Here is a 23,663-nt window from a genome sequence, read left to right on the forward strand (position 1 = left end):
GAATGGCAGCAAATGCGCCGGGCTCCCGGAGTCCCCCGGCCTGGCCTTGCCAGGCCACTCGCCGGAGCGGCGCCCACCCACAGGCCATGACCGAATCCGTCATTCCGATCTTCGACTTGCGCGACCATCGCTACCATTCGATGACGCCGCGCATCCCCGGCAAGCTGGAAACGCCCACCGGCCTGGTGGCCGACACCCGCGGCCGGCCGCTGCATGACCTGCGCATCTCGGTGACGGACCGCTGCAACTTCCGCTGCGTCTACTGCATGCCGAAGGAAGTGTTCGACAAGGACTACACCTTCCTGCCGCACTCGGAACTGCTCAGCTTCGAAGAAATCGAGCGCACCGCGCGCCTGTTCGTCGCGCACGGCGTCGAGAAGATCCGCCTGACCGGCGGCGAGCCCCTGCTGCGCAAGAACATCGAGCATCTGGTCGAGATGCTGGCAAGGATCGAGACTGTCTCTGGCAAGCCGCTTGACCTGACGCTGACTACCAATGCCTCGCTGCTGGCGCGCAAGGCGCGCTCGCTGCGCGACGCCGGCCTGACGCGCGTCAGCGTCAGCCTGGACGCGATCGACGACGCCACCTTCCGCCGCATGAACGACGTCGACTTCGCCGTTGCCGACGTGCTGCACGGCATCGAGACCGCGCAGGCCGTGGGCCTGGCTCCGATCAAGGTCAACATGGTGGTCAAGCGCGGCACCAACGACCAGGAAATCGTGCCGATGGCGCGCCATTTCCGCCACAGCGGCATCATCATCCGCTATATCGAGTTCATGGACGTCGGCGCCAGCAACCACTGGCAGATGGACGAGGTGCTGCCCTCGGCCGAGGTCGTGCGCCGCATCGATGCCGAGTTCCCGCTGGAACCCGTGCAGGCCAACTACACCGGCGAGACCGCCGAGCGCTGGCGCTACCGCGACGGCAGCGGCGAAATCGGCGTGATTTCCAGCGTCACCCATGCGTTCTGCGGCGATTGCAGCCGCATCCGGCTGTCCACGGAAGGCCGCCTTTACCTGTGCCTGTTCGCCACCGAGGGCTATGACCTGCGCGCGCTGCTGCGCGGCGGCTACAGCGACCTGGAGATCTCGAACGCGATCGCGCAGGTGTGGCAGGGCCGTACCGACAACTACTCCGAGCAGCGCGGCGACCCGGCGGTGCGCCAGGCGCGGGCCGAGCGCAAGATCGAGATGTCCTATATCGGTGGCTGAACCCGCCGCCGCACCTTCATGATTGCACGCGACGACATCACCGGCCTGATTCTCGCAGGCGGCAGGGGCAGCCGCATGGGCGGCACCGACAAGGGGCTGCAGCCGCTGCACGGCATGCCCATGGCGATGCATACGATGATGCGCCTCGGCCCGCAGGTCGGCGGCCTGATCATCAACGCCAACCGCAACCTGGCGGCCTATGAATCGTTCGGCGTGCCGGTCTACACCGACTCCGTGCCCGACTTCGCCGGGCCACTGGCCGGCATGCTTGCGGGACTGGAACAGTGCGGCACATCCTGGATGGTGACGGCGCCATGCGACTCGCCTTTCCTCCCCACCGACCTCGTGTTGCGGCTGTCTCAGGCAATCGAGTCCGAGGGCGCGGAGCTGGCGATCCCGGTGACGCTGGATGAAACCGGCAAGCGCCAGACCCAACCCGTGTTCTGCCTGATGCCGGTCAGCGCGCTGGACAGCCTGGTGGCGTATCTTTCGGGCGGCGGCCGCAAGATCGAGACCTGGGCCGCCTCGCACCGGCTGGCCGAGGTGATGTTCGACGACGCCGCGGCCTTCGCCAATATCAATACGCTGGACGAACTGCGCACGCACGAAAGCCGCTAGTCGCCGCAACCACCCGCCGCCGAGCCAACATGCCTTCCCTGCAATCCGTCATTTCCTGCCTGTCCGACTATGATCCCACCGCGCTGCCGGTGGACCAGGCCAACCGCATCATCGGCGAGGTGGTGGAGCCGGTGCGCGGCATCGAACAGCTGCCGATCCGCAGCGCGCTCGACCGCGTGCTGGCCGAAGACATTGTCTCGTCCATCGACGTGCCGGCCCATGACAACTCGGCCATGGACGGCTACGCCTTCCGCAGCGAAGCACTCGCCGCCGCGCAGACTGACATGGTCGAACTGGAAGTGATCGGCAGCGTCTTCGCCGGCGGCGCCGGTGCGCTCGCGCCCACGGCCGTGCAGGCGGTACGCATCATGACCGGCGCGGTAATGCCGGCCGGTTGCGACACAGTGGTGCCGCAGGAATTCGTCGAAACCGTGGCGGACGGCGCACGCATCCGCTTTGCCGCCGACTGTGTACGCGCCGGCGACAACCGCCGCCTGCGCGGCGAAGACCTGGCGCGCGGCCAGGCCGCACTGCCGGCCGGCCGCATCGTCCAGCCCGCCGACCTGGGCCTGCTGGCCTCGCTGGGCATTGCCGAAGTTCGCGTGCGCCGGCGCCTGCGCGTGGCCTTCTTCTCCACCGGCGATGAACTGCGCTCGATCGGCGAGCCGCTGGAGGCTGGCTGCGTCTACGACTCGAACCGCTATACGCTGCACGGCATGCTGCGCCGGATGAACGTCGAACTCCTCGACATGGGCGTGGTGCGCGACGACCCCGAGGCGCTGGAAACGGCTTTCCGCACTGCCTGCGAAAGCGCCGACGCGGTCATCACCTCGGGCGGCGTCTCGGTCGGCGAGGCCGACTACACCAAGCAGATCATGGCGAGCCTGGGGGATGTCACCTTCTGGAAGATCGCCATGCGCCCGGGCCGGCCGATGGCGTTCGGGCGTATCGGCAGCGGCGAGGGCCGGGAGGGCCGGGATTCGGCGCTGCTGTTTGGACTTCCGGGCAACCCCGTCGCGGTGATGGTCACCTTCTACCACTTCGTGCGAGCTGCGCTGCACCGGCTGATGGGTGCCAGCGTGCCATCGCTGCCGCTGCTGCAAGTGCGCAGCGCGCAGGCAATCCGCAAGAAGCCTGGCCGCACCGAATACCAGCGCGGCATCCTGGGCCGGGCGACTGACGGGAAGTGGGAAGTGCGCATCACCGGCCAGCAGGGTTCGGGCGTGCTGCGCTCGATGAGCGAGGCCAACTGCTTTATCGTGCTCGGTCACGAGCAGGACTCGGTCAAGGCCGGCGATCCGGTCGAGGTCATGCTGTTCGACGGGCTGGTCTGAAGGTTGCAACAGGCTGGCCGCCTGGCTGCGGCTGCAATGTGTCGCATTTGTGCTGCACATTTGCCGCCGTGACGCGTCCGGCGCTTGGCTTTCGGCCGCGGCACGGGCAGCGGACTATGCTTGGGGTCGGGCAATCGCTACACTTGGCGCACGATTCAGCAACAATCAAGTTATCCCCAGTCATGAATCAGGAGATCGCCTACCTCCACCCCGTGAAGACCGCCCGTGCGCTGGTGCTGGTCTACCTGTGCTTCTCCCTGCCGATCGTCTCGCTGGGCCTGTTCGTTACCTTTATCCGTTACGGCGACCTGCCGGCGATCACGGTCTTCAGCGCGATCATCCTGAATGCGCTGATCGGCTTCGGCCTGCTGTGGCTGGCGTGCAAGGCCTACAACTGGGTGGCCGCCCGCTTTGGCGGCATCGAAGTCCACGTGCGCGAGCTGGCGCCGGAAGACGACCGCTGAACCCTCGCTGACCACGGGCCGGCAGGCTGCCGGCCAACTCCCCGGCCTCGCCCGCCACGCGGGCCTTCCCTGCTACGGCGCGCTCAGCCGCCGCTGTCGTCCGGCGTTTCGGCCGTTTCCACTCCGTTAAGTCCCAGCAACTGCTGCGCGGCATCGCCCGGCAGCGCTTCCACCGTCCGCAGCTTGCGCGCCATCTGGCGCGTGCGCACCTCGGCTTGCTCGATATTGCGCGCCGCGCGCTCGAGCGTGTCGCGGGTCTTGGCCAGCACGTCGCCGAACTTGCCAAACTCGGTCTTGACGGCGCCGAGCACCTCCCACACTTCGCTCGAGCGCTTTTCCAGCGCCAGCGTCCGAAATCCCATTTGCAGGCTGTTCAACAGCGCGGTCAGCGTGGTCGGGCCTGCCACAGTGACACGGTAGTTGCGCTGCATCAGGTCGGTCAGGCCGGGGCGCCGCAGCACTTCGGCATACAGGCCTTCGGTCGGCAGGAACAGGATGGCGAAATCCGTGGTCTGCGGCGGCGCCAGGTACTTTTCGGCGATGGCCTGGGCCTCGCGCCGCAATGCAACTTCCAGTTCGCGGCCAAAGGCGATGACGCCCTCCGGGTCGCCACGCTCCTGGGCATCGACCAGTCGCTCGTACTGCTCCTTGGGGAACTTGGCATCGACCGGCAGCCACACTGGCGCGCCGCCGTCGCCACCGCCGCCCGCGGCCTTGCCGGGCAAGCGGATGGCAAATTCCACCCGGGCGCCGGAGTTGCGCACTGTCTCTACATTCTTGCCGTACTGGTCTGGCGTAAGCATCTGTTCCAGCAGCATCTCAAGCTGGACTTCGCCCCAGGTGCCGCGCGACTTTACGTTGGTCAGCACCTTCTTCAGGTCACCCACCCCCTGCGCCAGTGCCTGCATTTCGCCCAGCCCGCGATGCACCTGCTCGAGGCGATCCGAGACCAGCCGGAACGACTCGCCCAGGCGCTGCTCCAGCGTCGCATGCAGTTTCTCGTCGACGGTGCGGCGCATCTCCTCCAGCTTGGCGGCGTTGTTGGCCTCGATGTCGCGCAGCTTCTGCTCCAGCGTGGCGCGCACTTCCGCCAGCCGGCGCTCGTTGGCTTCGGACATCTGCGCCAGCTGCTGCTGCAAGCCGTCGCCGAAGCGGCGCAGCGCTCCCGCCTGTTCGTCGCGCGCCTGCTGGCCTTGCAGCATCAGGTGCTGGCGTACGTGCTCGAGCTGCTGCGTGTTGGATTCGGTCAGCTTGGCGAGCTGCTGCGCGAAGGTGTCGATCTGGTTGTTCTGCAGCGTGGCGATGCCGGTCAGCTGCGACGACAGCGCCTGCTGGAAGCGCAGCATCTGCTGCGCCGACTCGTCGCGATTGCCGCGTGCGGCCTCGGCTACGTCGGTACGGACCTCACGCTCCACGCGCTCCATGCCGCGCGCCCCTTCGACGCGCAATTCGGCAAGCTGGCGGGCCAGCTCGGCGCCGGGCGAGGCGGCCTGCTGGCGCAACAGCACGATCACTAGCAGGACAACCGCGAGCAACGCCACGGCCAGCGTCAGGTACGGAATCAAGGACATGCAGCAACAGGTTGAGCGACAGACAACCGGCCGCGCGTCAGCGGCGGTTCGGCATGACTTCGGGGTTGATCACGGTGGGCGGATGGCCGGCCTGCGGGCCCTGGTCGAGCGCGGCGATCAGGTTGTCGGCGGCCAGCATCGCCATGGCGCGGCGGGTCTTCTCCGAGGCGCTGGCGATATGCGGTGTCAGCACGACGTTGGGCACCGTCAGCAGGTCCGGATGGACACTGGGCTCGCCCTCGAACACATCCAGCCCGGCGCCGAAGATGCGCTTGTCGCGCAGCGCCTGCGCCAGCGCGGCATCGTCGACAATGCCGCCGCGCGCAAGATTGACCAGCGTCGCCGTCGGCTTCATCAGCGCCAGCTCGGCAGCGCCGATGGCATGGTGGCTCTGCGGGCCATAAGGCAGCACCAGCAGCAGGTGGTCGGATTGGCGCAGCAGGTCCTCCTTGCTGACATAGCGGGCATTGAGCGTGCGCTCGGTGTCCGCAGGCAACTGGCTGCGGTTGTGGTACAGCACGCTCATGCCAAACCCGCTGGCACGGCGCGCCAGTGCCTGGCCAATGCGGCCCATGCCCAGGATGCCGAGCGTGCTGCCGTACAGATCCATGCCGACCAGCATGTCGTAGCTCCAGCGCTGCCACTTGCCCGCGCGAAGGTAGTGCTCGGACTCGGTGACGCGGCGCGCGGTGGCCATCAGCAGCGCCCAGCCGAAGTCGGCGGTGGTCTCGGTCAGCACGTCGGGCGTGTTGGTGGCGACGATGCCCGCAGCGGTCAGCGCCGGCACGTCGAGATTGTTGTAGCCCACGGCCATGTTGCACACCGCGCGCAGCGACGGCAGCGCGGCGACCAGGTCTGCGTCGATGCGGTCGGCGGCGTTGGCCAGCACGCCGGCCTTGCCTGCCAGCCGGGCCTTCAGCGCGGCGGCGTCAAGCACCGCGTCCTGCTGGTTGTCGTCGACATCGAAATACTGCACCAGGCGGTCGATCACTTCGGGATAGATGGCGCGGGTGACAAGGACGGACGGCTTCATGGCATCACACGTGGAAGAAGAGGAAGGTCATGATGACGAACAGCGGCATCAGGAAGATGCCCGAGTACAGCATGTAGCCGAAGAAGCTCGGCATGCGTACGCCGCGGTTCTCGGCAATGGCCTTGACCATCAGGTTGGGCGCATTGCCGATATAGGTGTTGGCGCCCATGAACACCGCGCCGGCGGAAATCGCGGCCAGAGTCGAGGCGTCGCGCGTCATCAGCGTGGCGGCGTCGCCCCCGGCGGTGTTGAAGAACACCAGGTAAGTTGGCGCATTGTCCAGGAACGACGACAGCAGTCCGGTCGCCCAGAAATACATGCTGTCGACCGGCTGCCCGTTGCTGTCGCTGACCGCGCGGATCACGCCGGCAAAGGCGCCGTCGGTGCCGGACTTGAGCATGGCGATCACCGGGATGATGGTCAGGAAGATGCCGGCGAACAGCTTGCCCACTTCCAGGATCGGCTCCCAGTTGAACTCGTTGCCCGCGCGCGCGGTGTGCGGCGTGACCAGCAGCGACACCACCGCCACCACGATCAGCAGCGCATCGCGCACCGCCGCCTGCAGCGGCACGTCGGTACCGAAGACATTGAACGAGATGGCCGGCTGCCACAAGCCGCTCATCAGCACCAGGCCGATCAGGGCCAGCAGCAGCACGAAGTTGATCTTGCCGTCGATCGTGATGCCGTTGGAGTCCGGCGTGGGATCGTTCTTCTGCGGCAGTTCTTCTTCCTTGTTGCGGTAGTAGTGGCGGTCGACCAGGTAGAACACCACCAGCAGCACCGCGCAGATAAACAGTGTTTCCAGGTAGATGTTGCGCATGGTCCAGAAGAAGTCCACGCCCTTCAGGAACCCGAGGAACAGCGGCGGATCGCCCAGCGGCGTCAGCGAGCCGCCGGCATTGGCCACCAGGAAGATAAAGAACACGACCACGTGCGCCACGTGCCGGCGATTGTCGTTGGCACGCAGCAACGGGCGGATCAGCAGCATGGCCGCGCCGGTAGTCCCCATGAAACTTGCCAGCACCGTACCAAGCGCCAGGATGCCCGTATTGAGCCCCGGTGTCCCATGCAAGTTGCCACGCACGCAGATGCCGCCCGCGACGATATAGAGCGAAGCGATCAGCGAGATGAACGGGATGTACTCGGCGAGCAGCGCATGCACCGCGCTGGCAGCGGCTGCATGCGTGCCGAACACCGCGGCGAACGGCAGCAGGAACAGCAGTCCCCAACCCGCGGCGATCTTGCCATAGTGGTGGTGCCAGAACTTTGGCGCGAGCAGTGGCCACAGCGCGATCGACAGCAGGATGCCGGCAAACGGCAGGCCCCATAGCGGCGACAGTGCGGCCCCGGCGAGGTCCGCGGCATGCGCGGCCACAGGGAAGACAGCAAGAACAGCTGCCAGCATGGTCAGCATCGGCAACTGTACGAAGGCACGTCGCATCAGGCAGGATCTCCTCGGGAACGCAGCATTCATGGTGCATCGAGCCCCGGCAACGAATGGCATGCGGGCTCTCACGGCAAGCCTGCAAGTGTAATCCAAGCTCCTCGCGCGACCGCGCTCCGTCGCGCGTTTACAGGCGATTCTTATGCTGGTGCCGACCCATGCATCAAGCCTGCTCGACCACGATCACATGCACCCGATACGGGCCATGCGCACCCAGCACGATGGTCTGCTCGATATCCCCGGTGCGCGACGGGCCGCTGATGATATTGGTCGCGCGCGGCAGCTCGCCGCGCTCGCTGCGCACCAGCGCAAAGGCGTCTTCCAGACCGGCGACCACGCGCGAGCGCGGCACCACCGCGATATGCGTTTCCGGCAGCAGCGCGGCGGAGGCAAACGTCGTCGGTCCCGACAGCAGCATCAGAGAGCCCGTCTCGGCGATCGCGCAGAAGCAGCCGGTGATCCCGACCAGATCGCCATGATCGCGGTCAGCCTCGACCTCCCGCAGAGGCGGACGGCATTCGACCACGATGCCGGCGTCCTGCCAAGGCAGCGTGCCCAGCGCATCCCATGCCACCGCGCGCTGCACCAGGTTCAGGCTGTCGAGAAAACGTCGCGCTGCCGCTGGCACCTGGTCCATGGTGTCGACACGATCGACGGTAGACGCCATGCGCTGGGCCTGCCCCAGGAAGGCTTCGACGAGATTGGCAGCCGGCACCGGGCGCGGGCCTTGCGGATGGCGCGCGAGGTAGTCGGCCACCGCGGCGCGTTCGCCCTGCGTGGGCTGGCGCGGCCTGCCCTGTGCGGCACGGATGCGGGCGAAGATGCGGTCGCGGGCGTCGTTGGTTTCCATAAGGCCTGGCAGTGCGGTTGGCGAGGATGCGCCGATTATAGTTGCCGCGGCACGGCACGGCGCGCCGAAATCCCCGCTATTGCCCCCGCTATGCCGGATGGACCGAGAACACCTGCCGCAGGTAGGACAGGTAGCCGGAATCGTCGCACATGGTCTTTTCCGGTGTGTCCGACAGCTTGGCCACGGGCTGGCCATTGCAGCGCACCATCTTGATCACGATCTGCAGTGGCGTGTAGCCAAGATCGTTGGTCAGGTTGGTGCCGACGCCGAAGGCCAGCCGGCAGCGGCCGTGGAAGCGCTGGAACAGCTCGATCACGCGCGGCACGTCCAGGCTGTCGCTGAAGATCAGCGTCTTGGTGCGCGGGTCGACGCGGTTGGCGGCGTAATGCGCCACCATGCGCTCGCCCCACATGATCGGGTCGCCCGAGTCATGGCGCACGCCGTCGAACAGCTTGCAGAAGTACAGGTCGAAGTCGCGCAGGAAGGCATCGAAGCCGTAAGTGTCGGACAGTGCGATGCCAAGGTCGCCGCGGTACTCGCGCGCCCAGCGTTCGAGCGCGTACACCTGCGAATCGCGCAGACGCGGCCCCAGTGCCTGGCAGGCCTGCAGGTATTCGTGCGCCATCGTGCCGAGCGGCACCATGTTGTGCAGGCGGGCGAAATGGACGTTGCTGGTGCCGGCGAGCTGCGGACCGAGCTCGCGCCGCATGGTCAGCAGCACTTCTTCCTGCCAGTCGCGCGAGAAGCGCCGGCGCGTGCCGTAGTCGGCGATGACGCAATCGGCCAGTTCCGGCGGCTGCAGCAGGGCAAGCTTGTCTTCCAGGCGGCGACGGCCGCCGGCGAGATCGGGCCGCGGCTGGGTGCGGCGGAAGTAGACCTCGTTGACGATCGCCAGCACCGGCACTTCGAACAGGATGGTATGCAGCCAGGGGCCGATGATCGAGATCTCGATCTCGCCGTTGCCCTGCGGCGCCTCGCGCACCGACACGTACTTCTCGTTCAGGTGGAACAGGCCGAGGAAGTCAATGAAATCGCTCTTGATGAAGCGCAGGCCGCGCAGGTAGGCGAGCTCGTCATCGGTAAAGCGCAGCTGGCACAGGTGCGCAATCTCGGCACGGATCTCGTCGATATACGGCGTCAGGTCGACGCCGGCGTTGCGGCACTTGAAGCGATATTCGACCTGCGCCTGCGGAAACTGGTGCAGGACTACCTGCATCATCGTGAACTTGTACAGGTCGGTGTCGAGCAGAGACTGGATGATCATGGCTAGCCAGACGGCGATGTGCCGGGTCAGTCCGACATGCTAACCGAGACTGCGCGGGTCCGGGGCGGTCAGGCGCCGTCGAGGAAGGGCTGCGGCGCGCGCAGGACCGGCTTTCCGGCCGCCCTGCCCTGCAGGCACCACAGCGCCCGGCCGTCGCGCCCGGGGCACGAAACCAGCGTGGCGGCGCTGCGCGGCACGCGTTGCGGCAGCGGTTCGGCAAAGGCGCCGTCCTCGGCAAGGATGCGCTCGGTGTAGACCGCCGCCCCCGCGCGCTCGAAGCGCAGCACCTGCATCCGGTCCCCCGGCTTCGGGTTCAGCTCGGGACCGCAAGGCATCAGGCCGGCGCGGCCGCAATGGGCGATGGCTTCGCCCGCGGGGGAATCGGTCACGGTGAAGTGGTCCCAGTCGAAGCCGGTCAACGCGGGCAAGGCGACCGGCGCCTCGGAGCGCGCGCGCCATGCCACCAGCCGGGACACCACGCTGTCCGCCATGCCCGGCTGGACCAGGGCTTGCGCACCGGCGGACGTTGTCATCGCGGGAAATGCCGCCAGAATCACAAGCAAGGGCAGCAAGGCGGCGCGGCGGCAATCACGAAGCTGGCGTAGCATATGAATCTCCCGGCGTGGAGGCATGGGGCACTCAGGCGGCCTCATCATGCCTGCGGTCGCGCAAGCACGCCAGCGTGCCCGCCATGTCTTGGATCAAAAGCACATAAAGAAATAAGAAAACTATCTGATCCAGCTATATAGACCCGCTATCCTTGCCAGAAGGCTCGGCTACAATACCGGTTCCCGAAAGGCCACGGCCGGCGCTCGTCCCGCCCATACCTGCCCGCCAAGGCAGATGGAGGCGTCCGCCGGCAAGAAGCGGCCCAACAGTTTCCCATCAAAAGCCGACCCGTTTTCCTGGAACCGAAATGACTCACGTTGTCACCGAATCCTGCATCCGTTGCCGCTATACAGACTGCGTTGACGTATGTCCGGTGGATTGTTTCCGCGAAGGCCCGAACTTCCTGGCCATCGACCCGGATGAGTGCATCGACTGCGCCGTGTGCGTGGCCGAGTGCCCGGTGAATGCCATTTACGCCGAGGAAGACGTGCCGGGCGACCAGCAGCAGTTCATCGAACTCAACGCCGAGCTGGCGCGCGCCTGGCCTTCCATCACCAAGACCAAGGCCCCGCTGGCCGAGGCCGAGGACTGGAAGGACACCACCGACAAGCTGCAGTACCTGGAGCGCTGAGCGTACCAGGCAGCAAAGAAAGCCGTCCCCACGCGCTTTCCGCAATGCCGGGCACCCGCGTGCCCAACCAACGTATCAGGACGAATATGGACTTGAGCATTCCAAATCCCGTTGCCGACGCGACCAAGCAGGTCGAAGGCGGCAGCCCCGCTGGCGGCCAGCCGCTCGAAATCGACGCGCTGATCGTCGGCGCCGGTCCGGTGGGCCTGTTCCAGGTGTTTGAACTGGGCCTGCTCGAAATCAAGGCCCACGTGATCGATTCCCTGAAAGTCGTTGGCGGGCAGTGCGTGGAGCTGTATCCGGACAAGCCCATCTACGACATCCCGGCCGTGCCCAGCTGCACCGGCCAGGAGCTGACCGACAACCTGCTCAAGCAGATCGAGCCGTTCGAGCCGACCTTCCACCTGGGCCAGGAAGTCTCCGTGGTGGAGCGCCGTGACGACGGGCGCTTCTTCGTCGAGACCTCGCTCGGAACCCGCTTTATCACCAAGACCATCTTCATCGCCGCCGGTGTGGGCTCGTTCCAGCCGCGTACGCTGAAGGTCGAGGGCCTCGACAAGTTCGACGGCAAGCAACTGTTCTACCGCGTCAAGGATCCGAGCCGCTTCCATGGCCGCAACCTGGTGATCGTCGGCGGCGGCGACTCGGCGCTGGACTGGACGCTGGACCTGGTCGGCAAGGCCGAGTCGGTGGTGATGATCCACCGCCGCGACGGCTTCCGTGCCGCGCCGGCCTCGGTGGCCAAGATGAAGGAACTGTGCGAACAGATGGAAATGCAGTTCCTGGTCGGCCAGATCGGCGGCTATGAAGAGAAGGACGGCGTGCTCACCGAGATCAAGGTGACGGGTGCCGACGGCGTGACCCGCCGCCTGCCGCTGGACGACCTGCTGGTGTTCTTCGGCCTATCACCCAAGCTCGGCCCGATCGCCGAGTGGGGCCTGGACCTGGAGCGCAAGCAGATCAGGGTGGATACCGAGAAGTTCCAGACCAACATCCCGGGTATCTTCGCGGTGGGCGACATCAACACCTACCCGGGCAAGAAGAAGCTGATCCTGTCGGGCTTCCACGAGGCCGCGCTGGCCGCGTTCGGTGCTGCGCCGTATATCTTCCCCGAGAAGAAGATCCACATGCAGTACACCACGACCTCGCCGAAGCTGCACAAGGTCCTGGGCGTGGAATCGCCGGTGTTCGACTGATCCGGCGCTGCACGGTGCCACAGAAAAAAGCCGCCGCAAGGCGGTTTTTTTCTGGCACAAACTAAAAACCGTCGCTATAATGCGGCCTCGCTGTCGAACACCAACGTGGGACGCAGCAGCCAGCGGCTCCGAAACACCTGACGACAAACAAAATGTTGACAAGGTGTTGACGACAAAAAGAGAAACTGGCTATAATCTTTTTCTCAGCTGTTCCCCGATAGCTCAGTCGGTAGAGCGACGGACTGTTAATCCGCAGGTCCCTGGTTCGAGCCCAGGTCGGGGAGCCAACCGATACGGAAGCCCGGTGCAAACGCACCGGGCTTTTTCGTTTGTGCCGTTTGTGGCTTGCGCCCGGGGCTGCCGCAGCCCCTGCCCCTCGCCACCCCTTCCCTCCGCTTTTATCCCTGCAGTGAACCGCCTGCGGCCTTCAGTGCCACAACGATAGCCTCCGCATTGGCCTCGACCCGATGCAGCGGGCCTGCCACCGACATCCCGTAGACAACGCCGCCGAGCGAGACCGGAATGGCGATGGCCCCCAGGTCCCGGAACGACTCGCCGAAATTCGGATACCACCCCTGCGCCTGCCATTGCTGCATCGCCGCCTCGAATACCCGCAGCGAGTCCACCGTGCGCCCGGTGCGCGACGCAAAGCTAACGCCGGCCAGCAGTTCCGCGCGGCTCTCCGCGGTCATGGTGCCGAGGATGGCGCGGCCGATGGAATTGACATGCGCGTCGCGCAGTTCGCCCGGCGCGGCGATATAGCGCACCGGGTTGGCGGACTCGCGCACCTCCAGGTACAACACGCGACCGTCGTCCTGCAGCTTGCCGAAAATCACGGTTTCGCCGGTGTCGTCGCGCAGCGACTCGAGTACCGGCTGCACGCGTTCGAGCAGCGGGTCGTTGCGCGCGATGCGCTGGGCGATATCGAGCAACCGCCGCGTGGGGTAATAGCCCTGGCGGCGGCCGGTTTCGTACAGGTAGCCCAGCGACGCCAGCGTGCGGATCAGCCCCAGGCAGCTCGACATCGGTGCGCCCAGCAGCTTCGCCAGTTCGGTCAGCGTCAGCGAGCGCCCTTCCCGCGCATAGATCTCCATGATCTCGATCACGCGCAGCGCCGTCTTGACGCTGCCATAGCCGGATTTTTCCGCCGCTTCGTTTTCTGCCATCGTAGGCTTCCTCGACTTCCGTGTGCTTTGGCCGGAATTGTACGCGGCGCGTTGGTACGCGACATGCGGGCGGCACCTGCCGATCCCGGTGCGGGCGGATCAGGTGCCGGTGTCGTCCTGCGCCTTTGGCAAGCCTTCCGGCCAGCTGCGGATATTACCGGGCGTGCGCGAGAACCGCGTGGGGATGCCGACGCCGCGCAGGCGTCCTTCGCTCGGATGGTCGTATTCGAACATCATGCCGGTGGCGCGCAGGTGCGGGTCATCCACCAGGCTGTCGAAATGCGGCAGCTCGCTGTGCGGGATATCGGCGTCGCGCAACAACGCTAGCCATTCCGCGGTGGTGCGCTGCGCGACGATCTCGGCCAGCGTGGCGTAGAGTGCGTCGATATTGGCGCTGCGCGCGGCCGGGGTCGCATAGCGCGGATCGCGCGCCAGTTCGGCATGGCCTGACAGGTCGAAAAAGCGCAGCCACTGCGCACTGGTATAGGGCAGCAAAGCAAGATGGCCGTCGCTGGTGCGGTACGGCTTGCGGTGGGCCGACATTACGCGCGGATAGCCGGCAGGGCCGAGCGGCGGCACGAAAGTCTGCCCGGCGAGCTGCTCGGTGGCGAGGAAGGACACCAGCGTCTCGAACATCGGCACCTCGATGGCCTGCCCCTGGCCCGATCGCTCGCGCTCATACAGCGCCATCGGGATCGCATAGGCGACGGTCAGGCCGGCGACCTTGTCGGCAAGGATGGTGTTGACATACTGAGGCCCCTCGTTCGAGTTGGCGCCCTGGAACTGCGCCATCCCGCTGCGCGCCTGGATGATGTCGTCGAAGGCCGGTGCGCCGGCGTAGGGCCCCTCCTCCGAATAGCCATAGGCGCCGCAATAGATCAGCCGCGGATGGTCCGCCCGCAGCGAGGCATAGTCCAGGCCGAGCTTGCGCAACGACTGCGGACGCACGTTGGAGACGAAGACATCGGCCGTGGCGATCAGCGACTTCAGCTCGGCAAGGTCGTCCGGGTGCTTGACGTCGAGCACCACGAACCGCTTGTTGCGGTTCAGGTTGAGAAAGCTGGCGCCCATCGCGGCATGGCGCGCCGGCTCGGCATGGCGGAACACATCGCCGGCGGGCGCTTCGACCTTGATTACCTCGGCGCCCATGTCGCCGAGGATCTGCGTGGCATATGGACCCATTGCGACCGAGGTCATGTCGATCACCCGCACGCCTGCCAGTGGCCCGGTCGCGGGAGGCGCTATGTCTTGCATCGTCACCTCCACGTTCAGTACGACTTGGGCAAACCCAGCACCCGCTCGGCGATAAAGCACATGATCAGCTGCGGGCTGACCGGCGCGATGCGTGGAATATACGATTCGCGCAGCAGGCGCTCGACGCGGTATTCACGCGAATAGCCCATGCCGCCCAGCGTCAGGATCGCGGTCTGGCACGCGTTGTGGCCGGCCTCGGCGGCGAGGTACTTGGCCGCGTTGGCCTCCGCCCCGCAGGACTGGCCCGCGTCGTAGCGCGCGGCGGCCTTCAGCATCATCAGGTTGGCCGATTCCAGCTGCATCCACGCCTGCGCAAGCGGGTGCTGGACGCCCTGGTTCATGCCGATCGGGCGGCCGAAAACCACGCGCTCCTTGGCGTACTGCGTGGCGATCGCCAGCGCCGCACGGCCCAGCCCGATGGCTTCGGCGGCAATCAGGATGCGCTCGGGGTTGAGGCCATGCAGGATGTATTCGAAGCCCTTGCCCTCTTCGCCGATCCGGTCTTCTTCCGGGATGAACAGGTCGTCGATGAACAGCATGTTGGTATCGACGGCCGCACGGCCCATCTTGTCGATCTCGCGGATCTCGATCTTGCTGCGGTCGACCTTCGTGTAGAACAGCGACAGCCCTTCGGTCGACTTCTTCACCTGCTCCAGCGGCGTGGTGCGCGCCAGCAGCAGCATGCGGTCGGCCACCTGCGCGGTCGAGATCCAGATCTTGCGCCCGCTCACCGAATAGCCGCCCGGTACCTTGCGCGCGAAGGTCTTGAGCTTGGTGGTGTCCAGCCCCGCGTCCGGCTCGGTCACGCCGAAGCAGGCCTTCTCCTTGCCGGCGATCAGCGGTGGCAGGAAGCGGCCCTTCTGTTCTTCGGTGCCGAACACCACCACCGGGTTCAGGCCGAACACGTTCATATGCACCGCCGAGGCGCCGGTCATGCCAGCGCCCGACTGCGAGATGGTCTGCATCACCAGCGCCGCTTCCAGGATGCCGAGACCGGCGCCGCCGAACGCCTCCGGCATCGCCACGCCCAGCCAGCCGCCCTCGCACAGGACCTTGTAGAACTCGTGCGGATAGGTGCCGGACTTGTCGAGGCGGTCCCAGTATTCCATGTCGAACTGCGTGCAGACCTGCTGCACGGCTTCGACAATCGATGCCTGTTCTTCGGAGAGATCGAAATTCATGTGCTTGCCTGTCTCGTTGTTTATTCCGGCTGGATGCCCGCGTCTTTCACCAGCCGCGCCCACTTCTGCAGTTCGGCCACGACAAACTGGTTCAGCTCGGCGGGCGTGCTGCCAAACGGCTCGAAGCCCAGCGCGTGGAACTGCGCGGCGTGCTGCTTGCTGGTGGCAATGGCAACCAGTTCGCGGTTGAGGCGCTCCACCACGGGCGCCGGCACGCCGACGGGTGCAAACACGCCGTTCCAGGACGTGATATCGAAGCCCTTGAGTTCTGGCGCACTGCCGACCGGCGGCAGATCGGGCAGCAGCGCACTGCGTTGCGCGGTGGTCACGGCCAGCGCGCGCAGCTTGCCGGCGCGCACATTGGCGATGCCCGCGGCAAAGTCGACGAACATCGCCTGCACTTGGCCCCCCATCACGTCGGTCATCGCCGGCGGCGTGCTCTTGTACGGCACGTGCAGCATCTTCAGGCCTGCCATCTTCGACAGCGTCGCGCCGGCAACAATGCCGGTGCTGTTGCCGCTCGCGTAGCTCATGCCAGGATGCGCCTTGGCGTAGTCGATGAACTCGCGCAGCGTCTTCACCGGCAATTGCGGATTGACCACCAGCATGAACGGCAGGTTGCCCATGCGCGAAACCGGCGTGAAGTCCTTGACCGGGTCGTAGCGCAGCTGTTTCATCAGTGACGGGTTGGCCGAATGCGTGGTGTTTGTGGTCATGAACAGCGTATAGCCGTCCGCCGGCGCCTTGGCGACGAACTCGGCGGCGATGGTGCCGTTGGCGCCGGGCTTGTTGTCGACTACCACCGGCTGCTGCAGCGATTCGCCCAGGTACTTCGCGGTCAGCCGCGCCACGGCATCGGTGCCGCTGCCGGCGGCGAACGGCACTACCAGGCGCAGCGGCTTGGACGGAAATTCATCGGCGGCAAGCGCCGGGGTTGCAAACAGCGCGGCGGCACATCCCAGCACCAGGCTGGCGAAAGCGGTCTTGAAGTACTTCACGGTCTGTCTCCTGTCGTTATATGAACCCTTACCGTGGCCGGCCGCGTCTCAGGCGGGCCGTATCACGCGCTCAGGCGATTCCTCGTACGGTGGGGAATAGATCACCAGGATCCTGGCTGGCTCTTCGCTTACCACCGTGAACACATGCATCTCGTCCGGTGGGAAGAAGCAGCAATCGCCCGGTCCCAGTTCCTTGCGCTGGCCGCCGACCTCGGCAATGGCGCGGCCTTCAAGCACGTAGCACACCTGCTCGATGCCGGGGTGCGCGTGTGGCAGCGCGCCCTTGCCCTTCTCGATAGTGCCGTGGATCACTTCCAGGTGGCGCGAACCGACGGTCTCGGGGCTAATCAGCCGGCGGTTCAGCGTGCCGACGTGGTTGGCGGGGTGGTAGCCCTCGACCTCGTCGGTCGAGATGAAATAAACCGGCGGTTTCGGCACGCTTCTCTCTCCTGTCTGGACCTCGCCATGCGAAGGCGAATAATTCATGTCTATGAATCTTAGTTTATACACATGAATTGCTTCGTCAAACAATTTATGGCGCTTTGCGGGTTTACCGTGAGGCCAGCAACGAGGTCGTCATCGCTGGTTCTGGCGGGAGTGGCCAGCGAGCGCGGAAATGCGGATAATTCGTGGCATGCCGACCTTTCTTGCGGCGCCCATCGCACGCCATTCTTGACAGGCGCGTCGTATACATGCCATAGTTACGGGCGTATAGCATTCATGGAAACCGGTACTGTCAGGCTCCAAGTTATATTCGGACCTGGCGCTATCACCCCTGACACTGGCTGCACGGACTGAAACGTCCACATCTTTCAGGTTCGCGGGGGCGCACCGGGCCTATGCCCAGCGTGCAATACCAGTCGCTCCGGCGACAGCAGTTTCCCCCCGTGTGAACCAGCCGTTACCGCGGCAATCCCCTAAAGGACTGAATTGACCAAGATCGTTTTGAAACCCGGTGAGCCCGTTGAAGTTGCAATGCGGCGTTTCCGTCGTGCCATTCTGCAGACTGGCCTGATCGTCGAACTCAAGAGCCGCACCGCTTACGAGAAGCCGACGACCGAGCGCAAGCGCAAGAAGAAGGCCGCCGAAGCACGCCTGCGCAAGCGCCTGCGCATGCAGATGCTGCCGAAGAAGATGTACTGATTCGGGCAAGCTTCACAAAAAACCGCCAGTTCGCTGGCGGTTTTTTTTATGCCCGCGGGGAATGCGCGTCCGGCCCGCGCTCCAGACTGGCAGCTTTTGCTGCACTGCGCCACCTGAGCGTTGCGCCGATGCCCGGCATAATGACGGATATTGCGTCTTCTGAAGGCGCCCAACGGACCCTGCCTTGACTGCCATCCTCGAGTTGCGCAAGGTGCGCAAGCAATACGGCGATACGGTCGTCGTCGACGACCTCGACCTCCAGGTGTTTCGCGGCCAGTGCTTTGGCCTGCTCGGCCCCAACGGCGCCGGCAAGACCACCACGCTACGCCTGCTGCTGGGCCTGACCACGCCGATGGCCGGCACGCTGACGCTGTGCGGCGAGCCCATCCCCGAGCGCGCGCCGCAGGCGCGCATGCGCGTGGGCGTGGTGCCGCAGTTCGACAACCTCGATCCGGATTTTTCGGTGATCGAGAACCTGCGCATCTTCGGGCGCTACTTCGGACTGTCGTCGGCCGAGATCGAGCGGCGCGTGCCCATGCTGCTCGAATTCGCCCGGCTGGAGAACCGGGCAGACGCGCAGGTACGCGATCTCTCCGGCGGCATGCGCCGGCGCCTGACGGTGGCACGCGCGCTGATCAACGATCCCGACCTGCTGGTGATGGACGAGCCCACCACCGGGCTTGATCCGCAGGCGCGCCACCTGATCTGGGAGCGCCTGAAGTCGCTGATGGCGAGCGGCAAGACCATTCTGCTGACCACGCACTTCATGGAAGAAGCCGAACGGCTGTGCAACTACCTGTGCGTGATCGACGGCGGGCGCAAGATTGCCGAAGGCAAGCCGCACGAGCTGATCGACAGCCAGATCGGCTGCGATGTGGTCGAGGTCTACGGCGATGAACTGGATACGCTGCGCGGCACGCTGACACCGCTGGCGCAGCGCACCGAAATGAGCGGCGAAACGCTGTTCTGCTACGTGCGCGAGCCCGCCCCGCTGCTGGCGGCGCTGCACGGCAGGAACGGCGTGCGCTACCTGCACCGCCCGGCCAACCTGGAGGACGTGTTCCTCAAGCTGACCGGCCGCGAGATGCGGGACTGAACCAGGGACTGACATGAGCGAACAGGATCCCCGCACCGATACGTCCGAAAGGCCCGCCATCGCCACCCGTAGCGCTGGCCCGGCCACGCGCCAGACCTATCCACAGCCGCTGCTGCCGCGAAACATGCGCAACTGGATGATGGTCTGGTACCGCAACTACCTGGTGTGGAAGAAGCTGGCCATTCCGTCGATGATCGGCAACCTGGCCGACCCGATGATCTACCTGTTCGGCCTCGGCCTCGGACTGGGGCTGATGGTGGGCCAGGTCAACGGCGTTTCGTACATCGCCTTCCTCGCCGCCGGCACCGCCGCATCGAGCGTGATGATGTCGGCCAGCTTCGAGTCTATGTACTCGGCCTTCTCGCGCATGCACGTACAGCGCACCTGGGAAGCGATCATGCACGCGCCGCTGACGCTGGGCGACGTGGTACTGGGCGAGATCTTCTGGGCGGCCAGCAAGGCGGTGCTGTCGGGCCTGGCAATCATGCTGGTGGCGGCCGCGCTCGGCTATGCGCAAATGCCGGGCGCGCTGCTGGCGCTGCCGGTGATCGTGCTGGCCGGCATCGCTTTCGCCGCGCTGGCGATGATCGTCACCGCGCTCGCGCCCAGCTACGACTTCTTCATGTTCTACCAGACGCTGGTGATGACGCCGATGCTGCTGCTGTCGGGCGTGTTCTTTCCGGTGGAGCAATTGCCGGAAGGCGTGCAGGCGGCAACCCGGCTGCTGCCGCTGGCGCACGCGGTCGAGCTGATTCGGCCGCTGATGCTGGGCCGGCCTGTGGAAGGCGCCGGCCTGCACCTTGCCGTGCTCGCCGCCTATGCGGCGGCCGCGCTGGTGGTTTCGCTGGTGCTGCTGCGCCGGCGCATGCTTCGCTGAGTTGCGCCGGGATTGGGCGCGGGCAGGCTCAGGCGCTGCCCGCCAGCTTGAGCCCGGCAATGCCGCACACGATCAGTGCGATGCAGCCGATGCGCGCCGCGGTCGCGGGCTCATTGAAGAGTATGATGCCGAGGATCGCGGTGCCGACCGCGCCGATCCCGGTCCACACCGCGTAACCGGTTCCCACGGGAATGTGACGCAGCGCCAGCGCCAGCAGGATTACACTGATGGCCATGCCGGCCAGCGTGATGACGCTCGGCACCAGGCGCGTGAATCCGTCGGTGTATTTGAGCCCGATTGCCCACACCACCTCGAACAGCGCCCTGCCAGGGCCAGCAGTGTCCATGCCATACCGAAAATTCCCGTTGCAACGTATCGTGCGCAACGATAGCGGAGAATCCGCCACCTTGCAGCGCGTTGCCGTGGCGCTGACAGCCGCGTTGGCCACCCTTTCGCTGAACGGCTGCATGGTGATGGCCGTGGGGAGTGCCGCGGTTTCGACCGTGGCGACGGTCGGCTCCGCAGCGGTCAGCGTGGCCTCGACCGCGGTAGGCACCACCTATGACATCACCGCTGCCGGCGTGAAAGCGGTGGCCGGCAGCGACGATCCGTCGCCGTCGCCGTCGCCGGAGCCGGCGCAGTAAGCGCTGCCGGCTTGCTTATTCGCCCAGGCCGCGAAGCAGGTCGGCCTTCAGGTCCTCGACCGACTCCAGCCCCACCGCCAGCCGGATCAACCCTTCTCCCACGCCTGCGGCCGCCTTGGCCTCCGGGCTCACGCGCGCATGCGTGGTGGTGTACGGGTGCGTGATGGTGGTGCGGGTATCGCCCAGGTTGCCGGTGATCGAGCACAGACGCGTGTTGTCGATCACGCGCCATGCGTTGGCGCGCTGCTGTTCGGGCGTGGCGCCTTTCAGTTCGAACGAAACGATCGCGCCGCCGCCGCTCTGCTGCCGCATCGCAATCTCGTGCTGCGGGTGCGACGCCAGCGCCGGGTGGAACACGCGCGCCACAGCCGGATGCGACTCCAGGAACTGCGCCAGCGCCAGCGCGCTGGACGAATGTCGCTCCATGCGGATCGCCAGCGTCTCCATGCCCTTGAGCAGCACCCATGCGTTGAACGCCGACAGCGTCGGGCCGGCGGTACGCACGAACGGGAATACCTTGCCCATGATGTAATCGTGCGAGCCCAGCACCGCGCCGCCCAGCACGCGGCCCTGGCCGTCGATATGCTTGGTCGCGGAGTGCACCACGATGTCGGCGCCGAACTTCATCGGCTGCTGCAGCGCGGGCGAGCAGAAGCAGTTGTCGACCACCAGCAGCGCATTGGCGTTGTGGGCGATGTTCGCCACGGCCGCGATGTCAGCCACTTCGGTCAGCGGATTCGACGGCGTCTCCAGGAAGAACAGCTTCGTGTTCGGCCGCACTGCCGCACGCCACGCTTCGAGGTCGGTCGGATCGACAAAGGTCGTCTCCACGCCGAACTTGCCGAAGATATTGTTGAACAGCGTCATGGTCGAGCCGAAGATCGCGCGCGAGCTGACCAGGTGATCGCCCGCCTGCATCGACGACAGCACCACCGACAGGATCGCGCTCATGCCCGATGCCGTGGCCATGCAGGCCTGCGCGCCTTCCAGCGCGGCCAGCCGCGACTGGAACATCGACACGGTGGGGTTGGTGAAGCGCGAATAGGTGAAGCCCTCTTCCGAGTTGGCGAAGCGTTCGGCGGCCTCGGCGGCGCTGTTGAAGCAGAAGCTCGAGGTCAGGTACATGGCCTCGGAATGCTCCATGAACTCGCTGCGCAGCGTGCCGGCGCGCACGCCAAGGGTATCGATGCCGAGCGATTCAGGATTGAGCGGTTCGTTCATGCTGGTGGCGCGGTCGTACCCGCGCGAATGCAATGGTTGCGGCATGCCGCGGCAGGCGGCCGGCCATGAAAAAAGCCCGTGCGATCGGATGGTCGGATCGACGGGCTTGCTGTTCTGCGGCGGCCTTCGGCGGGCTGTGGTGATTGGTGGAAGCGTTGCGCAGCGCTGTGCGCATTGGCGAATCTTGCCGGCCACCATCTCTTTAGCTGTTTCGGGCTGGACCCGCGTCCGCAAGCTGACTGTCAAATCGACGCCCGGCCATGTTACGGCCGGGCGTCGCATCCGTCAACGAAGGGACGTGCCCGCGTGGCGGGCTTGCGGCTTACTCGTTGTTGCCGGAGCGCTGCAGGTGCAGCGCCGAGCGCTCGGTATCGGACGCGGTGCCGTCGCGGTCGGCCTGGCTGCGCGCGGTTTCCAGGCGGTCCAGGTAGGCCTCGTCGATATCGCCGGTGACGTAACGGCCATCGAAGCACGACGCATCAAAGTCCTTCAGCGCCGGGTTGATGTCGCGCACCGCCTGCTTCATCGCTTCCACGTCCTGGTACACGAGCTTGTCCGCGCCGATGATCTTTGCGATCTCTTCGTGCGTGCGGCCATGCGCCACCAGTTCACTGCGGGTCGGCATGTCGATGCCGTACACGTTGGGGAACTTCACCGGCGGCGCGGCCGAGGCGAAGATCACCTTGTTGGCACCGGCGTCGCGCGCCATCTGCACGATTTCGAACGAGGTGGTGCCGCGCACGATCGAGTCGTCGACGATCAGCACGTTCTTGCCCTTGAACTCGACGCCCATGGCGTTGAGTTTCTGGCGCACCGACTTCTTGCGCACCGCCTGGCCGGGCATGATGAACGTACGGCCGACGTAGCGGTTCTTGAAGAAGCCTTCGCGGTAGTTCACGCCCAGGCGGTTGGCCACCTGCATCGCAGCCGGGCGGCTCGAATCGGGAATCGGCATCACCACGTCGATGTCGCCGGCCGAGATTTCCTGGCGGATCTTCTCGGCCAGGTAGTCGCCCATGCGCAGGCGCGCGTCGTAGACCGGAACGCCATCGATGCACGAGTCCGGGCGTGCCAGGTAGACGTACTCGAAAATGCAGGACGTCAGCACCGGATTGTCGGCGCACTGCTTGCTGTAGAGCTTGCCGTCCAGGTCGATGAAGATGGCCTCGCCCGCTGCCACGTCGCGCTCGAACTTGTAGCCGATGCCCTCCAGCGCCACCGATTCGGAGGCAACCATCCACTCCTTGCCCGACGGGGTCTCGACGCTGCCCAGGCACAGCGGGCGGATGCCGAACGGATCGCGCACCGCCAGCATGCCGTAGCCGGCGATCTGCGCCGCGATGGCGTAAGAGCCGCGCACGCGGCGGTGCATGCCCGCAACGGCCTTGAAGATGGTTTCCGGTTCCAGCGCCATGCCGTTGCTGGCGCGCTGCAGCTCGTCGGCCAGCACGTTCAGCAGCACTTCGGTGTCGGAGTGCGTGTTGATGTGGCGGCGGTCGCGGCGGAACATTTCCTCGCGCAGCTGTTGCCAGTTGGTCAGGTTGCCGTTATGCGCCAGGATGATGCCGTACGGGGCGTTGACGTAGAACGGCTGCGCCTCTTCCTCGCTCGAGGCCGAGCCGGCGGTCGGGTAGCGCACCTGGCCGATGCCCGCGGTGCCCGGCAGGCCGCGCATGTTGCGGGTACGGAAGACGTCGCGCACCAGGCCGTTGGCCTTGTACATGTGGAAAGTACTGCCGTTGGCGGTGGCGATGCCGGCAGCATCCTGTCCGCGGTGTTGCAACAACAGCAGGCTGTCGTAAATCAGTTGGTTGACAGGCGTGGCTGAAACCACACCGACGATACCGCACATGCCAAG

At 65.8% G+C, this 23,663-nt stretch carries 23 protein-coding genes, 1 tRNA gene and 1 pseudogene; 11 read left to right on the forward strand and 14 right to left on the reverse strand.

Going from position 1 to position 23,663, the window contains the following annotated elements:
• The first annotated feature begins 86 nt into the window (after window positions 1-86).
• The 4 genes from moaA (at window position 87) to J8I82_RS30975 (ending at window position 3,627) form a co-directional block, all read left to right on the forward strand.
• Window positions 87-1,211, forward strand: a complete 1,125-nt coding sequence (gene moaA / locus J8I82_RS30960; protein ID WP_209763378.1) for a GTP 3',8-cyclase MoaA — start codon at window positions 87-89, stop codon at window positions 1,209-1,211.
• 18 nt (window positions 1,212-1,229) lie between these two features.
• Window positions 1,230-1,829, forward strand: coding sequence for a molybdenum cofactor guanylyltransferase MobA (gene mobA, locus J8I82_RS30965; protein WP_209763379.1), 600 nt, complete (start codon window positions 1,230-1,232; stop codon window positions 1,827-1,829).
• 29 nt (window positions 1,830-1,858) lie between these two features.
• The gene (moeA, locus tag J8I82_RS30970; RefSeq protein WP_209763380.1) at window positions 1,859-3,163 is read left to right on the forward strand and encodes a molybdopterin molybdotransferase MoeA; all 1,305 of its coding nucleotides are present in this window, start codon (window positions 1,859-1,861) and stop codon (window positions 3,161-3,163) included.
• Window positions 3,164-3,345: 182 nt separating this feature from the next.
• A complete protein-coding gene (locus J8I82_RS30975; RefSeq protein ID WP_029046288.1) occupies window positions 3,346-3,627 on the forward strand; it encodes a hypothetical protein in 282 nt (93 codons plus the stop codon).
• An 83-nt stretch (window positions 3,628-3,710) separates the two neighbouring features.
• Here the strand turns inward: J8I82_RS30975 and J8I82_RS30980 are convergent, their stop codons facing one another.
• From J8I82_RS30980 to J8I82_RS31005, 6 genes are all read right to left on the reverse strand, one after another.
• Window positions 3,711-5,198, reverse strand: a complete 1,488-nt coding sequence (locus J8I82_RS30980) for a DNA recombination protein RmuC (RefSeq protein WP_209763381.1) — start codon at window positions 5,196-5,198, stop codon at window positions 3,711-3,713.
• 37 nt (window positions 5,199-5,235) lie between these two features.
• A complete protein-coding gene (locus J8I82_RS30985) occupies window positions 5,236-6,231 on the reverse strand; it encodes a 2-hydroxyacid dehydrogenase (protein WP_209763382.1) in 996 nt (331 codons plus the stop codon).
• A 4-nt stretch (window positions 6,232-6,235) separates the two neighbouring features.
• Complete coding sequence (locus tag J8I82_RS30990; RefSeq protein WP_209763384.1) at window positions 6,236-7,672, reverse strand: sodium:proton antiporter; 1,437 nt, start codon at window positions 7,670-7,672, stop codon at window positions 6,236-6,238.
• A gap of 166 nt (window positions 7,673-7,838) precedes the next feature.
• Window positions 7,839-8,525 (reverse strand): LutC/YkgG family protein, encoded by a 687-nt coding sequence (locus tag J8I82_RS30995; protein ID WP_209763386.1) that lies wholly within the window; start codon window positions 8,523-8,525, stop codon window positions 7,839-7,841.
• Between the two features lie 88 nt (window positions 8,526-8,613).
• Entirely contained in the window at window positions 8,614-9,789 is a 1,176-nt protein-coding gene (pncB, locus tag J8I82_RS31000; RefSeq protein WP_209763388.1) for a nicotinate phosphoribosyltransferase, read from the reverse strand.
• Between the two features lie 68 nt (window positions 9,790-9,857).
• A complete protein-coding gene (locus J8I82_RS31005; protein WP_245180315.1) occupies window positions 9,858-10,322 on the reverse strand; it encodes a hotdog family protein in 465 nt (154 codons plus the stop codon).
• Window positions 10,323-10,705: 383 nt separating this feature from the next.
• Here J8I82_RS31005 and fdxA point away from each other — a divergent pair, with 383 nt between their 5' ends.
• From fdxA to J8I82_RS31020, 3 genes are all read left to right on the forward strand, one after another.
• Window positions 10,706-11,029 (forward strand): ferredoxin FdxA, encoded by a 324-nt coding sequence (gene fdxA / locus J8I82_RS31010; RefSeq protein WP_133095510.1) that lies wholly within the window; start codon window positions 10,706-10,708, stop codon window positions 11,027-11,029.
• Between the two features lie 86 nt (window positions 11,030-11,115).
• Window positions 11,116-12,225 (forward strand): NAD(P)/FAD-dependent oxidoreductase, encoded by a 1,110-nt coding sequence (locus J8I82_RS31015; RefSeq protein ID WP_209763392.1) that lies wholly within the window; start codon window positions 11,116-11,118, stop codon window positions 12,223-12,225.
• Window positions 12,226-12,436: 211 nt separating this feature from the next.
• Window positions 12,437-12,512, forward strand: a tRNA-Asn gene (locus J8I82_RS31020).
• Between the two features lie 111 nt (window positions 12,513-12,623).
• On the opposite strand, the gene J8I82_RS31025 is transcribed toward J8I82_RS31020, so the two are convergent.
• The 5 genes from J8I82_RS31025 to J8I82_RS31045 form a co-directional block, all read right to left on the reverse strand.
• Complete coding sequence (locus J8I82_RS31025) at window positions 12,624-13,391, reverse strand: IclR family transcriptional regulator (protein ID WP_209763393.1); 768 nt, start codon at window positions 13,389-13,391, stop codon at window positions 12,624-12,626.
• Window positions 13,392-13,490: 99 nt separating this feature from the next.
• Window positions 13,491-14,645, reverse strand: a complete 1,155-nt coding sequence (locus J8I82_RS31030; RefSeq protein WP_209763394.1) for a CaiB/BaiF CoA transferase family protein — start codon at window positions 14,643-14,645, stop codon at window positions 13,491-13,493.
• Window positions 14,646-14,659: 14 nt separating this feature from the next.
• Entirely contained in the window at window positions 14,660-15,826 is a 1,167-nt protein-coding gene (locus tag J8I82_RS31035) for an acyl-CoA dehydrogenase family protein (RefSeq protein ID WP_209763395.1), read from the reverse strand.
• Window positions 15,827-15,846: 20 nt separating this feature from the next.
• Window positions 15,847-16,824 (reverse strand): Bug family tripartite tricarboxylate transporter substrate binding protein, encoded by a 978-nt coding sequence (locus tag J8I82_RS31040; RefSeq protein WP_209763396.1) that lies wholly within the window; start codon window positions 16,822-16,824, stop codon window positions 15,847-15,849.
• Between the two features lie 48 nt (window positions 16,825-16,872).
• The gene (locus J8I82_RS31045; RefSeq protein ID WP_209763397.1) at window positions 16,873-17,262 is read right to left on the reverse strand and encodes a cupin domain-containing protein; all 390 of its coding nucleotides are present in this window, start codon (window positions 17,260-17,262) and stop codon (window positions 16,873-16,875) included.
• A 492-nt stretch (window positions 17,263-17,754) separates the two neighbouring features.
• On the opposite strand from J8I82_RS31045, the gene rpsU reads away from it, so the two are divergent.
• The 3 genes from rpsU (at window position 17,755) to J8I82_RS31060 (ending at window position 19,940) form a co-directional block, all read left to right on the forward strand.
• On the forward strand, window positions 17,755-17,967 hold the full coding sequence (gene rpsU, locus J8I82_RS31050) for a 30S ribosomal protein S21 (RefSeq protein WP_010814647.1): 213 nt from the start codon (window positions 17,755-17,757) through the stop codon (window positions 17,965-17,967).
• A gap of 184 nt (window positions 17,968-18,151) precedes the next feature.
• The gene (nodI, locus tag J8I82_RS31055; RefSeq protein ID WP_209763398.1) at window positions 18,152-19,063 is read left to right on the forward strand and encodes a nodulation factor ABC transporter ATP-binding protein NodI; all 912 of its coding nucleotides are present in this window, start codon (window positions 18,152-18,154) and stop codon (window positions 19,061-19,063) included.
• Window positions 19,064-19,076: 13 nt separating this feature from the next.
• A complete protein-coding gene (locus J8I82_RS31060; protein ID WP_209763399.1) occupies window positions 19,077-19,940 on the forward strand; it encodes an ABC transporter permease in 864 nt (287 codons plus the stop codon).
• 28 nt (window positions 19,941-19,968) lie between these two features.
• Here the strand turns inward: J8I82_RS31060 and sugE are convergent.
• Window positions 19,969-20,291, reverse strand: a pseudogene (gene sugE / locus J8I82_RS31065) (quaternary ammonium compound efflux SMR transporter SugE).
• On the opposite strand from sugE, the gene J8I82_RS31070 reads away from it, so the two are divergent.
• Window positions 20,285-20,584: a hypothetical protein gene (locus J8I82_RS31070; RefSeq protein WP_245180317.1), complete on the forward strand. Its 300-nt coding sequence runs from the start codon at window positions 20,285-20,287 to the stop codon at window positions 20,582-20,584. The pseudogene sugE and the gene J8I82_RS31070 overlap by 7 nt on opposite strands.
• A gap of 15 nt (window positions 20,585-20,599) precedes the next feature.
• Here J8I82_RS31070 and J8I82_RS31075 read toward each other — a convergent pair whose 3' ends face one another.
• Both J8I82_RS31075 and purF read right to left on the reverse strand, forming a co-directional pair.
• Window positions 20,600-21,805, reverse strand: a complete 1,206-nt coding sequence (locus J8I82_RS31075; RefSeq protein ID WP_209763400.1) for an O-succinylhomoserine sulfhydrylase — start codon at window positions 21,803-21,805, stop codon at window positions 20,600-20,602.
• Between the two features lie 322 nt (window positions 21,806-22,127).
• Window positions 22,128-23,657: an amidophosphoribosyltransferase gene (gene purF, locus J8I82_RS31080; protein ID WP_209763402.1), complete on the reverse strand. Its 1,530-nt coding sequence runs from the start codon at window positions 23,655-23,657 to the stop codon at window positions 22,128-22,130.
• Window positions 23,658-23,663 lie beyond the last annotated feature (6 nt).

The sequence above is a fragment of the Cupriavidus consociatus genome (assembly GCF_017814975.1).
Lineage (GTDB): Bacteria > Pseudomonadota > Gammaproteobacteria > Burkholderiales > Burkholderiaceae > Cupriavidus > Cupriavidus consociatus.

Bases quoted from the DNA above. Each gene is read 5' to 3' on its own strand.
- J8I82_RS31070 (WP_245180317.1), top strand. From the start codon at position 20,285: ATGCCATACCGAAAATTCCCGTTGCAACGTATCGTGCGCAACGATAGC.
- J8I82_RS30990 (WP_209763384.1), bottom strand. From the start codon at position 7,672: ATGCGACGTGCCTTCGTACAGTTGCCGATGCTGACCATGCTGGCAGCT.
- J8I82_RS31015 (WP_209763392.1), top strand. From the start codon at position 11,116: ATGGACTTGAGCATTCCAAATCCCGTTGCCGACGCGACCAAGCAGGTC.
- purF (WP_209763402.1), bottom strand. From the start codon at position 23,657: ATGTGCGGTATCGTCGGTGTGGTTTCAGCCACGCCTGTCAACCAACTG.
- J8I82_RS31005 (WP_245180315.1), bottom strand. From the start codon at position 10,322: ATGACAACGTCCGCCGGTGCGCAAGCCCTGGTCCAGCCGGGCATGGCG.
- pncB (WP_209763388.1), bottom strand. From the start codon at position 9,789: ATGATCATCCAGTCTCTGCTCGACACCGACCTGTACAAGTTCACGATG.
- J8I82_RS31030 (WP_209763394.1), bottom strand. From the start codon at position 14,645: ATGCAAGACATAGCGCCTCCCGCGACCGGGCCACTGGCAGGCGTGCGG.
- J8I82_RS31060 (WP_209763399.1), top strand. From the start codon at position 19,077: ATGAGCGAACAGGATCCCCGCACCGATACGTCCGAAAGGCCCGCCATC.
- moeA (WP_209763380.1), top strand. From the start codon at position 1,859: ATGCCTTCCCTGCAATCCGTCATTTCCTGCCTGTCCGACTATGATCCC.
- J8I82_RS30980 (WP_209763381.1), bottom strand. From the start codon at position 5,198: ATGTCCTTGATTCCGTACCTGACGCTGGCCGTGGCGTTGCTCGCGGTT.
- J8I82_RS31035 (WP_209763395.1), bottom strand. From the start codon at position 15,826: ATGAATTTCGATCTCTCCGAAGAACAGGCATCGATTGTCGAAGCCGTG.
- J8I82_RS30985 (WP_209763382.1), bottom strand. From the start codon at position 6,231: ATGAAGCCGTCCGTCCTTGTCACCCGCGCCATCTATCCCGAAGTGATC.
- moaA (WP_209763378.1), top strand. From the start codon at position 87: ATGACCGAATCCGTCATTCCGATCTTCGACTTGCGCGACCATCGCTAC.
- J8I82_RS30995 (WP_209763386.1), bottom strand. From the start codon at position 8,525: ATGGAAACCAACGACGCCCGCGACCGCATCTTCGCCCGCATCCGTGCC.
- J8I82_RS30975 (WP_029046288.1), top strand. From the start codon at position 3,346: ATGAATCAGGAGATCGCCTACCTCCACCCCGTGAAGACCGCCCGTGCG.
- J8I82_RS31025 (WP_209763393.1), bottom strand. From the start codon at position 13,391: ATGGCAGAAAACGAAGCGGCGGAAAAATCCGGCTATGGCAGCGTCAAG.
- J8I82_RS31075 (WP_209763400.1), bottom strand. From the start codon at position 21,805: ATGAACGAACCGCTCAATCCTGAATCGCTCGGCATCGATACCCTTGGC.
- mobA (WP_209763379.1), top strand. From the start codon at position 1,230: ATGATTGCACGCGACGACATCACCGGCCTGATTCTCGCAGGCGGCAGG.
- fdxA (WP_133095510.1), top strand. From the start codon at position 10,706: ATGACTCACGTTGTCACCGAATCCTGCATCCGTTGCCGCTATACAGAC.